Origin of the sequence: Tepidibacillus decaturensis, from assembly GCF_001561915.1 — a bacterium.
GTDB classification, from domain to species: domain Bacteria; phylum Bacillota; class Bacilli; order Tepidibacillales; family Tepidibacillaceae; genus Tepidibacillus_B; species Tepidibacillus_B infernus.
Genome location: NZ_LSKU01000001.1, coordinates 1,911,090 through 1,921,915, shown reverse-complemented (window position 1 = coordinate 1,921,915; position 10,826 = coordinate 1,911,090). Strand labels below are relative to the sequence as shown.

General features: G+C 36.4%; 7 protein-coding genes and 1 pseudogene. All 8 read left to right on the top strand.

The annotated features are described in order from the left end of the window. Positions 1-428: 428 nt before the first annotated feature. The 8 genes and pseudogenes from U473_RS09085 to U473_RS09050 all read left to right on the top strand — a co-directional run bounded on the left by U473_RS09085 (position 429) and on the right by U473_RS09050 (position 10,822). Positions 429-809 (top strand): DUF309 domain-containing protein, encoded by a 381-nt coding sequence (locus U473_RS09085; protein ID WP_068725527.1) that lies wholly within the window; start codon positions 429-431, stop codon positions 807-809. 94 nt (positions 810-903) lie between these two features. After that, complete coding sequence (locus U473_RS09080; protein WP_068725525.1) at positions 904-2,409, top strand: leucyl aminopeptidase; 1,506 nt, start codon at positions 904-906, stop codon at positions 2,407-2,409. Between the two features lie 205 nt (positions 2,410-2,614). Beyond that, a pseudogene (locus tag U473_RS15695) lies at positions 2,615-3,972 on the top strand (sodium-dependent transporter). 155 nt (positions 3,973-4,127) lie between these two features. Then, positions 4,128-6,155: a proton-conducting transporter transmembrane domain-containing protein gene (locus tag U473_RS09070; protein WP_068725523.1), complete on the top strand. Its 2,028-nt coding sequence runs from the start codon at positions 4,128-4,130 to the stop codon at positions 6,153-6,155. Between the two features lie 13 nt (positions 6,156-6,168). Next, positions 6,169-7,113, top strand: a complete 945-nt coding sequence (locus U473_RS09065) for a respiratory chain complex I subunit 1 family protein (RefSeq protein ID WP_068725521.1) — start codon at positions 6,169-6,171, stop codon at positions 7,111-7,113. 15 nt (positions 7,114-7,128) lie between these two features. Continuing rightward, positions 7,129-7,764 (top strand): hypothetical protein, encoded by a 636-nt coding sequence (locus tag U473_RS09060; protein ID WP_068725519.1) that lies wholly within the window; start codon positions 7,129-7,131, stop codon positions 7,762-7,764. A 5-nt stretch (positions 7,765-7,769) separates the two neighbouring features. After that, the gene (locus U473_RS09055; protein WP_068725517.1) at positions 7,770-9,251 is read left to right on the top strand and encodes a hydrogenase 4 subunit F; all 1,482 of its coding nucleotides are present in this window, start codon (positions 7,770-7,772) and stop codon (positions 9,249-9,251) included. After that, positions 9,248-10,822 carry a hydrogenase large subunit gene (locus U473_RS09050; RefSeq protein ID WP_082732464.1) on the top strand — a complete coding sequence of 525 codons (1,575 nt, stop codon included), beginning with the start codon at positions 9,248-9,250 and terminating at the stop codon, positions 10,820-10,822. The genes U473_RS09055 and U473_RS09050 overlap by 4 nt, the downstream gene beginning before the upstream one ends. Positions 10,823-10,826 lie beyond the last annotated feature (4 nt).

Sequence of the window (10,826 nt, the reverse complement as noted above, 5' to 3'; positions counted from 1 at the left end):
TGAGTGGCTGAGAAGTCGCATACGAATGGTGACTTGGAAACGATGGAAACGAATCCGGACACGCTTTGAAAACCTCAAGAAGGCAGGCGTGAGTGAGGAGCAAGCGTGGATGTGGGCGAATACAAGAAAAGGCTATTGGCGTACTGCCCATAGCCCAATCTTGACAAAAGCCCTATCCAACGAGCGATTTAAGCGGGTTGGATATCTTAGTTTTAGTGAGTGTTATTCTGCGAAGTGACGTGTAAACTTTGGAAGCGCCGTATACCGAACGGTACGTACGGTGCTGTGGGAGGTCGGCTGGTCAAATAATGGCCAGCCTCCTACCCGATTGCACTTCTCTGCTTATCATGGCTCAGGTTCCTTTGATATGATCATATTACTACATTAAAGATATAGTCAAAATTGAGCGAGCTTGGAGTGTGAACGAAATGCAACGCAAATATCCAGAGGAATACTATCAATTTTTTAAAAAATTCAATGAAGGCGAATATTACGAATGCCATGATCTTCTTGAAGAGATTTGGATGATAGACAAACAGAATAAATTTTTACAGGGGTTGTTACAAGTAGCTGTTGCCATTTATCATTTTCAAACAGGTAATATCTCCGGCTCTCGACTACTTTTTCATTCTGCCTATAAATACTTACAACCTTATCGTCCTAAATACTGGGATTTAGATTTAGAACCAGTCATTGCCTACATTGAAAAAGCATTAACTTATTTACCAGAAGAGAAACGCATCACGATTGAGGAAGTGAAAAAAATCAATTTCCCTATTGTAAAATTACACTTAGACGAAGGGGAGTGAAAACTTAGATAATCGAAATAATTTATTTTTCATTGTAAACGAGGTATAATGGGCAACAGTAAGGTTTAAAAATAAAAATTTTGGGGGTGCTGAAATGAAAATCGAATTTTTAAATCAACCAGTTACATCGATTCAAACAGATCTTCTTGTATTAGGACATTATAGTGAAAATACGAAGCCACAAGGTAAATTGGCTGATGTGGATCAAGCACTAGATGGAGCTATTTCTGATCTCATTCAACAAGGAGAAATTACTGGAAAGGCTAAAGAAACAACATTGATACATACCTTTGGTAAAATTTCTGCAAAACGGATTTTGGTCATTGGTTTGGGTGAGAAAGATGCGTTTGACCAAGATATGGTTCGCGAAATTGCTGCCGTAGCTGTAAAAACAGCGATTAAAGTCAAAGCTAAAAAAGTAGCCTCTTGCCCATTTGGAATCAAGCATCCAAATATACATGAGCATCATGTGACACATTCATTTGCAGAAGGAGCTCATCTTGCTCATTATCGTTTTGATGGATATAGTTCAAAAAAGGAAGAGCAACATCAGGTTGAACTGATTCAACTGATCGCTGAAGAAGTTTCTGATGAACTTAAATATGGGATTGAATGTGGAACAGCTTACGCATTAGGAACAAATTTAGCTAGGGATCTTGTTAATACACCTGGCAATAAGATGACTCCAACCCATATGGCTGAAAAAGCGATTGAAATTGCCCGCCGCTATGGGATGGAATATGAAATCCTTGAGCGTGATGAAATGGAGCGTTTAGGTATGGGTGGTTTATTAGCCGTGGCTCAAGGCTCAGAACAACCACCAAAGATGATCGTATTGAAATATCGTGGTAGGGAACAATGGGATGATGTTCTTGGTTTTGTTGGTAAAGGACTTACTTTTGATACGGGGGGCATCTCATTAAAACCAGGAGCCAATATGGATGAAATGAAAATGGATATGGGTGGTGGCGCTGCTGTTCTTGGAGCGATGGAAGCGATTGGCCGTTTAAGACCAAAAGTTAATGTTGTTGCGGTTATTCCTTCAACAGAAAATATGCCTTCTGGAAAAGCTTATAAGCCCGGTGATGTCATTAAGACAATGAGTGGAAAAACGATTGAAGTGCTAAATACAGATGCAGAAGGTCGTTTGATCCTATCTGATGGAATCACATATGCGAAACACTTAGGTGCTTCACGAATTATCGATTTGGCAACTTTAACAGGTGCGGTCTTAATTGCTCTAGGCGATGTAACCACTGCCGCAATGACGAATAATGAAGAATTTTTAGCGGACTTTATGAAATCGGCGAAAAAGGCAGGAGAAAAAGTTTGGCAATTACCTACCTTTGATGAATATAAGGAACAAATTAAGAGCCAAATTGCTGATTTGAAAAATACGGGTGGCCGTTTAGCCGGAAGTATCACCGCTGCATTGTTTGTCGGAGCATTTGCAGAAGAGACGCCATGGATTCATCTTGATATTGCTGGAACTGCATGGTCGAATAAAGAAACCGCCACAACGCAAAAAGGTGGAACAGGTGTGATGGTGCGTTCTTTAGTCCAAATCGCAAAACATTATGGTAAATATGGAATGAGATAAATTTGAATTTTATAACATGCTCCGTCGTACATGTCTTTCTTTGAATCAAGTTACTCCGGCTATAAATGGATAAATGAAAAAACTTCTTTACTGGAACACTTTTTGTCGTTAAACTATATACTATAAAATAGTAGACGAATGGATTAAGTTTTAGAATTTTAGTAGAGAACAGCTTGATGAGAATGAGAAGAGCGGAGGAGAGAAAATGAATCATGAACGGGGTAGTTTTACTTCAAAAATAGGATTTCTGCTGGCTGCTGTAGGTGCTGCTGCTGGATTGGGGAATATATGGAAATTCCCCTATATGGCAGGGCAATACGGAGGGTCAGCTTTTTTGCTTGTTTATTTAATCAGTGTTGTTATTTTGGGAATTCCATTATTATTAGCTGAAATTTCATTAGGCAAAGAAACGAGAACTGGCATTGTTGGGGCATTTGAGGCGTTTTCTAAAAAGAAGCGTTGGAAGGGTGTCGGCTATTTAGGTGTCTTTACTTCCATTGTTGTATTAGGTTTTTACACCATGGTTGGTGGATGGTCGATTTTTTACATGTTCGCTGCGATTAAGGGTGATTTTACAGGGTTGACTCCAGATCAATTTGGCCAATATTTTGGTTCCTTTATTTCACAATCCTTTCAGCCCATTATCTTTCAAATCATCTTTTTACTCCTAACTGTATTCATTGCGGTAAGAGGAGTAGAAAAGGGAATAGAAAAATCTAATAAGATATTAATGCCGTTATTAACACTATTATTAGTGATTCTCATGTTCCGCAGTTTAACTTTACCTGGAGCAACAAAAGGTTTAGATTTCTTATTTAACTTTGATTTATCTAAGTTGACACCTTTAATGATCTTAGCAGCATTGGGTCAGGCATTTTTCTCTTTGAGTTTAGGAATGGGGGAATGCTTACCTATGGAAGTTATTTGCCTAAAGAAATGCCAATTAAGAAAACAGTCGTACAAATTGCACTTTACGATACGATTTTTTCATTATTGATCAGCCTAGTTATTTTTCCAGCGATCTTTTCCTTTAATTTTGAACCGGCAGCTGGGCCACCCCTTGTATTCATTACCTTACCAGCCATTTTTACGAAGATTCCATTTGGATCGTTTTTTGCTACTTTATTCTTTGCATTGGTCACTGTGGCAGCATTAACTTCAGCAATTAATATCCTTGAGATTGCTTTAGCTACATTTGTCGATCGGAAAGGATATAGTCGAATCAAGAGTGGAGCCATCTTAAGTATTCTTATTTTAATCTTTGGTATTCCAAGCTCCTTATCTTTTGGAGCATTAGGTCAAGTAAAGCTATTTGGTCTATCCATCTTTGAATTGATGGATTTCTTCGCCTCAAATATTTCGTTGCCTCTTGGTGGAATTCTTCTAGCGCTTTATGTGGGCTTTGTCTGGGGGATGAAGAAGGCAATGGCAAGTGTTGGTTTTACACCACAAGACAAACTTGCAAAAGCTTGGGGAATTTCTCTTCAATATATTGCTCCAATTATCGTGTTCTTTGTTTTGCTTCAAGTCACTGGTGTTTTTAAAGCACTGGGTATATATTAGATGAATTAACTGTTCAAAGCTGGGGATAGATGCCCCGGCTATACAAATTTTTTAAAAAAAATGATTGCAAAGAGATAATGTCAAACTTAAAATATATCTATATTGCTATATATTAAAATTCATATATTTTAATATACTTCATTGGGGGAGAAAAAATGAGTTTGTCAATGTTTGGTGAGGATTTATTATTATTAGCCTTTACCTTCCTTTTCCTTGGTAGTGTAGGGGTTATTTTTTGGAGCAAAAAACAACAATTTGCAAGATGGATCACTCTTTTTACTGGTGGTTTAGGCAGTTTATTTGCATTATTAAGTTCGTTGTGGGTTTTAACGACACAACGTTCAATTTACATAGAAGGTTGGAACATTACTCCGAACCTTAACATGCTCATTCGCATGGATCAGTTATCGGCTATTTTCGTTTTGGTCATTTCACTTATTAGTTTTGTTTCCTTTATCTATGGATTTGGATATACACAAAAATTTATAGGTAAAAAAAGATTGGATTTTATGGGGGCATTGGCAAATAGTTTTGTTTTGATGATGATTGCCGTTGTTACTGCTGATCATTTTATTACTTTTTTAATTGCATGGGAAAGCATGTCGATTTTATCCTATCTACTCGTTGTGACTGAATATGAATATACCCCTGTTCAAAGGGCAGGTTACGTTTATTTGGTCATGACCCATATTGGGACATTCTTTATTATTCTAGGGTTCTTCTATTTATATCGTTGGACTGGAACTCAACAGATTTCTTTGCTTTATGAACAAGCAAAACAGATTTCGGACTTTTATAAAAATCTGTTATTTTTCCTTTTTATTATTGGTTTTGGAACAAAAGCTGGTATTTTTCCTTTACATGTTTGGCTACCAAGAGCGCATCCAATCGCTCCCTCCCATATCTCAGCCTTGATGTCAGGAATTATGATAAAAACAGCATTATATGGAATTTTGCGCTTTCTTATTCAAGATTTTTCATTTGGAGAGACCTGGTGGGCATGGGTAATAATTATTTTAGGCATCTTATCGGCCATTTATGGAGTTTTATTCGGTGTTGTAGAAAAAGATATCAAACGCTATTTGGCTTATAGCTCTTCTGAAAATATGGGATTAATGTGGATGATACTTGGTGTTTCTATGCTTTTGATTCAGCAGCAAGAATGGGTGTGGGGAATTTTTGCCTTTACAGCGTTACTATTTCATTTACTGAACCATGCTGTTTTTAAGAGTTTATTATTTTTAGGTGCTGGATCAATTGATTATTCCATACATACAAAAAATATGAACCATATGGGTGGACTCATTCATCGAATGCCTTGGACAAGTGTTATGGTTTTAATTGGAGTTATGGGAATGGCTGCAATACCACCATTTAACGGATTTATCAGTGAATGGATGATGTTGAAAAGCTTCATATATTTGATGTCGAATTCTCAAACTCTTTATGCCTTGGTGGGACTAGTACTTTTAGCGGTTTTAGGGATGGTAGGGGCTTTAACCGTTGCAGGAGTCGTTAATCTATTTGGTCTTTCATTTTTGGGACGCCCCCGTTCTTCACATGCAAAAGAAGCACAAGAGGTACCTTTATCAATGAGATGGGCAATGGGCATCTTGGCTAGTTTGATTCTTATATTGGGGCTTGGCTCAAAATGGATAGGTCAGTGGTTATTTCTTCATGCTCAAAGTTTAATTTTTAATGGTTCTATTATTGGTTCAAAACTGCCTGTTTTAACGCTTAAGGATACAGCACATTCATTTACGATTCAACCTTTGTCTCTTGGTGTTTTGCTATTGATTGGGTTGTTATTGGGATATGGATTGATTCATTTCTTCTTTCATCGTCCAACGGTAAGAATCAGTCCTACTTGGGGATGTGGCATTCAACTTGATGAGAAAATGGAATATACTGCATCTTCCTTTACGCATCCATTTTTATATATTTTTAAAAAGGTGATTCCCTCTAGTCAAATGGTTCAGCATAGTAGAGAGGGATATTTTCCTCATCACGTTCATTATAAGCTCCTTGTAAAACAAATGCTTGATGTGATGATTTATCGACCTATTTTACAAGGATTATTATGGCTAGCTTCTAAGATCAAAAAGATACAGAATGGGAACATTCAAACCTATTTAACATTTATGTTTGTCACACTGATCTTGTTTTTATTATTCGTGAAATAGGAGGCGAACTAAAATGAACTTATTCTCTGAATTTGTATGGATATTTATCCAATTTGCTCTATTTTTAATCGTTTCGCCTTTTATCCAAGGGATCATTAAAAAAACGAAAGCAAGGCTACAATCTAGAAAAGGGCCATCGATTTGGCAAGGATACTATGATTTAAAGAAGTATTTTCATAAATCTATCGTATTATCTGAGGATGCATCTTGGATCACGAAGATTACACCCTATGTCGTTTTTACTGCTATTGGGTTGAGTTCGATTTTGGTCGTTACTTTTTTCTATTCTCCTACCCGTGGGGAAATTGGTGATATTTTGGTGATTATCTATCTATTTACATTGGCACGCTTTTTCTTAACATTGGTAGGATTGGATGCAGGGAGCTCTTTTGGTGGAATGGGTTCTAGCAGAGAATTAGCAGTTTCAGCATTAGCTGAACCAGCCTTCATTTTAGCTGTTTTTACTTATGTCTATCCGCTTAAAGTTACTTCTTTTGACGAAGTGGTACGACAATTAAACAGTTCAAACATCGAATGGTTAAATCCTACGATTCTCTTTTCATTTTTAGCGTTATTCATCATTCTGCTTACGGAAACAGGTAGGATCCCTGTAGATAATCCGGATACTCATTTAGAGTTAACGATGATTCACGAAGGGATGTTATTAGAGTTTACAGGTAGACACTTGGCACTGATGACTTGGGCACAATGGATCAAACAAATGATTTTATTAAGTATCATTGCTAGTTTCTTCTTTCCATATATTTCATTCAACTACACTTTTCTAGGAATCTTTACTAGTTTCATCATTTATTTTGCCAAAATAATAGGACTTGCTATTCTTCTTGGTGTGGTAGAAACAGCTTTAGCAAAAATGCGCTTTTATCGAATTCCGCGTTTATTGGGGATGTCTATGATTCTTTCTATTTTTACCTTCTTATCACAGTATGTTATTTAACGAGGTGAGAAACACATGATTACATGGTTATCATTGGGGTTATTAACGAGTACGCTACTGTTATTGGTAATACGCCAATTACATTCAGCTGTATGGTTTCTCGCGATGCAATCTTTATTTATCGCAGGGATAGTCTTTCAAATTGGAATAGAAGATAAAGATTTTCATTTATTTTGGGTTGCTTTATTAACGATAGTGATCAAAGTGGTTGTTATTCCATTTATCTTATCTATTACGGTTTCCAAAGCAAACAATAATAGCAATGCCTGTAGTCGGTTAAGGAGTTTTTATTCTTTTGTTATCGGTATTGCCTTATTAATGGTTGGATCTATTGTGGTTCACCGAATGAATATTCAACAAGATCATTCAAGTTTTGAAACGATTCAATTAGCGATCGATATGTTGTTCTTCGGTGCATATATGATGGTGATCCACCAAAATGCGATGATGCAAGGAATTGGGCTGATGACGATTGAAAATGCCATTTTTCTTAGTTCTATCGCTATAACGAATGGAATTCCTTTTATGATCGAATTAGGCATTTTTTTTGATGTTCTCGTTTCAGTAGTCATTATTGGCATATTTTCCTATCGGATTCACCTCACCTTTTCTAGTATGAATGTTGAGGAACTGCAGAAATTGAAGGGATGATCAACATGTTTTGGGTTTATCTCGTTTTATTACTACCGTTAATAATAGGGATTTTTTCATGGATATCTCCAAATTTAAAGGAAACAGAAAGAATCCATTTTTGGGGGTCGATCCTATTCTTTTTTGTTGGGATACGAATCATCTATCAAGTCTATCAAAAGGGACCTATGATTAGTCAAAACCAATATTTTTATGTGGATGAATTAAGCTCTTGGATTATGATGATGATTGTCGTTATTGGTTTTTTATCTTCCATCTATTCAATAGGCTATATACGTGAGGAGCAAGAAAGACACTCCTTAAATGAAAAACAATATCAAAGGTACTATTTATTTTTTCATTTATTTTTGATGACAATGGTTTTGGCTGTGGTAAGTAATAATATAGGGATTATGTGGGTGGCAATTGAATTAACAGCCCTTGTTTCTGCGTTACTTGTCGCACATGATCGTTCAGGAACATCGTTAGAAGCAGCTTGGAAATACTTAATCATTGGCAGTGTAGGGATTTCCTTTGCTCTGATTGGGGTTATTTTCCTATATGGTGCTGCAGTCAATCAATTAGGTGGAACCGCTAGTGCGCTTCACTGGACTAATTTATATGAAATGGCCAATATCTTAAATCCAAATTATTTAAAATATGCTTTTTTATTTATATTGATTGGTTTTGGTACCAAAGCTGGACTGGCACCTATGCATTTTTGGTTACCTGATGCACATAGTCAGGCTCCAACGCCGATTAGTGCTTTATTATCAGGGGTATTACTCAATACAGCGATTTTTGGCGTATTGCGAGTCTATTCTATTCTTTATCAAGTTTATCATCCTGTTCAATGGTGGTTAATCCTTTTTGGGGTGTTTACTGTTGTTATTTCAGTTCCTTTTCTTTTAATCCAAAAAGATATAAAACGATTACTTGCTTATTCTAGTGTTGAACATATTGGAATTATTTTCTTTGGGTTAGGGATAGCAACACCATTTGCTTGGTATGGTGCAATTCTACATATGTTAAATCATACGTTGATCAAGTCGATGTTATTTTTCTCAGCAGGACATATGGTAGTAAGATATCGTAGCAAATGGATGAATAGAATCAGAGGGGTTTATCACAACTTGCCTATTTCAGGAGTTCTATTTTTAATTGGTATCTTTGCAATTACTGGTTCTCCACCATTTAATGCATTTATTAGTGAATATCATATTTTACTAGGAGGAATTGACTCTGGTTTAGCTCTTTGGACCATTATCGTCTTTTTTAGCATTATTCTAATCTTTGCAGGTATGTTTTATTATGGCAGTAAAATGATCTTAGGTAAAAATCAAGAAGAAAACCTGAATAAACAGATAAGGAAAGAAAATAGATGGATGGTTTCTCCTATGCTCATTCTTGGATTTTTAGTTATTTTATTTGGAACTTATATTCCAGCACCTATTGATCAATTTATTCAACGTACGATTAGAATTCTACAAGGGGGAGGATTATCATGATTGATTGGTTAGCAGAATTATCTTCCTATTGGTCAAAAGCAAAGCAAGGAAATGAAATAAGGGAACATTGTTATTATATTGAAATCACCGAATCGGATTTAATCGAAATTGTCAAGGTGATTAAAGAAAATCTATTTGGCCGTTTAATCACCATTGTAGGAACAGATCAACGTTTACGAGATAAAGGTTTTATGATTTATTATGTTTTTGGTATAGACGCAGCACAGGAACATCTTGTTCTAGCTTATCGGATTGATGAAAAAGAAGAACATTTTCCATCGATTACACCTTATCTTCCTGCAGCAAATTGGTTTGAAAGGGAGATTCAAGATTTATTTGGACTAAAGGCAATAGGTCATCCGAATCCAAGCCCACTTGTACTGCATGGTTTCGATTTAAAAAAAGGCTATCCTTTACGAAAGGATACAGCAAAAGATGCAGCCATCACCTATGCAAATCTTCCGCTACAGTTTACTAAATATGAGAGTGATGATGTTGTTCAAGTTCCTGTAGGCCCTATTCATGCAGGCGTTATTGAACCAGGACATTTTCGTTTTGGGGCGATTGGAGATTCAGTGCTTCACTTGGATGCACAATTATTTTACACCCATCGTGGGATAGAAAAGACGAGTGAAGGATTATCTGTTGAAGAAGCATTACAATTAGCAGAAAGAATTTGTGGAGTAGATGTAATTTCTCATGCAATCTCATTCTCACAAGCAATCGAAAAAATAGGGAAGATTGAAATTCCAAAACGTGCTCAATACTTACGAAGTATTTATCTTGAATTAGAACGTTTATATAATCATGTAGGTGATGTAGGGAATTTAGGGGCTGGTGTTGGTTTTGCTTTTGCAGTTAGCCAGGGATTAAGAATAAAGGAAGAGCTATTACGTTTAAATGAAAGGTATTTAGGCCATCGTTATCTAAGAGATTTGATTGCTATTGGTGGAGTGAAAAAGGATATTTCAAATCAAGCATTGGAACAGATGGTTCATGAGATAGGTTTTCTTTTACAAGACTTTAGAGAAATGGCCGATGTGATGATGAAACATGAAATCGTCCTTAATCGAATGAAGAATACGGGAATTTTACGATTGAAAGAGGCGAATGATTTAGAAACAGTAGGAATTGCTGCAAGAGCCTCAGGAAGAAACCTTGATGTACGCAGAGATTACCCGCATGACATGTATAAGGACATCGATTTTAACGTTTCTATTTATAATGAGGGGGATGTCTTTGCTAGAGCAATGATTAGAGTGGATGAAATCAAAGAAAGCTTTTCTTTAATTAAGCAATGGGTGAAATCTATCCCCGAAGGAGAGATCCAAATAGCGTATGGGGAATTGCCTTCTTACCAATGGGCTTTAGGAGTAACTGAATCAGCAAGAGGTGAAAATGTTCACTGGGTTATGGTTGGACCTAACCAAACCATTGAACGTTATCGGATTCGTTCAGCTCCTTATATGAATTGGCCAGCCGTACCTTTAACAGTACCAGGCAATATTATTCCAGATTTCCCACTCATTAATAAAAGTTTTGAGCTTTGTTATGCATGTTGTGACCGTTAAAGAA

Excerpts from the sequence above, each read along its gene's own strand:
- U473_RS09080 (WP_068725525.1), top strand. The coding sequence starts at position 904 with ATGAAAATCGAATTTTTAAATCAACCAGTTACATCGATTCAAACAGAT.
- U473_RS09060 (WP_068725519.1), top strand. The coding sequence starts at position 7,129 with ATGATTACATGGTTATCATTGGGGTTATTAACGAGTACGCTACTGTTA.
- U473_RS09065 (WP_068725521.1), top strand. The coding sequence starts at position 6,169 with ATGAACTTATTCTCTGAATTTGTATGGATATTTATCCAATTTGCTCTA.
- U473_RS09070 (WP_068725523.1), top strand. The coding sequence starts at position 4,128 with ATGAGTTTGTCAATGTTTGGTGAGGATTTATTATTATTAGCCTTTACC.
- U473_RS09085 (WP_068725527.1), top strand. The coding sequence starts at position 429 with ATGCAACGCAAATATCCAGAGGAATACTATCAATTTTTTAAAAAATTC.
- U473_RS09055 (WP_068725517.1), top strand. The coding sequence starts at position 7,770 with ATGTTTTGGGTTTATCTCGTTTTATTACTACCGTTAATAATAGGGATT.
- U473_RS09050 (WP_082732464.1), top strand. The coding sequence starts at position 9,248 with ATGATTGATTGGTTAGCAGAATTATCTTCCTATTGGTCAAAAGCAAAG.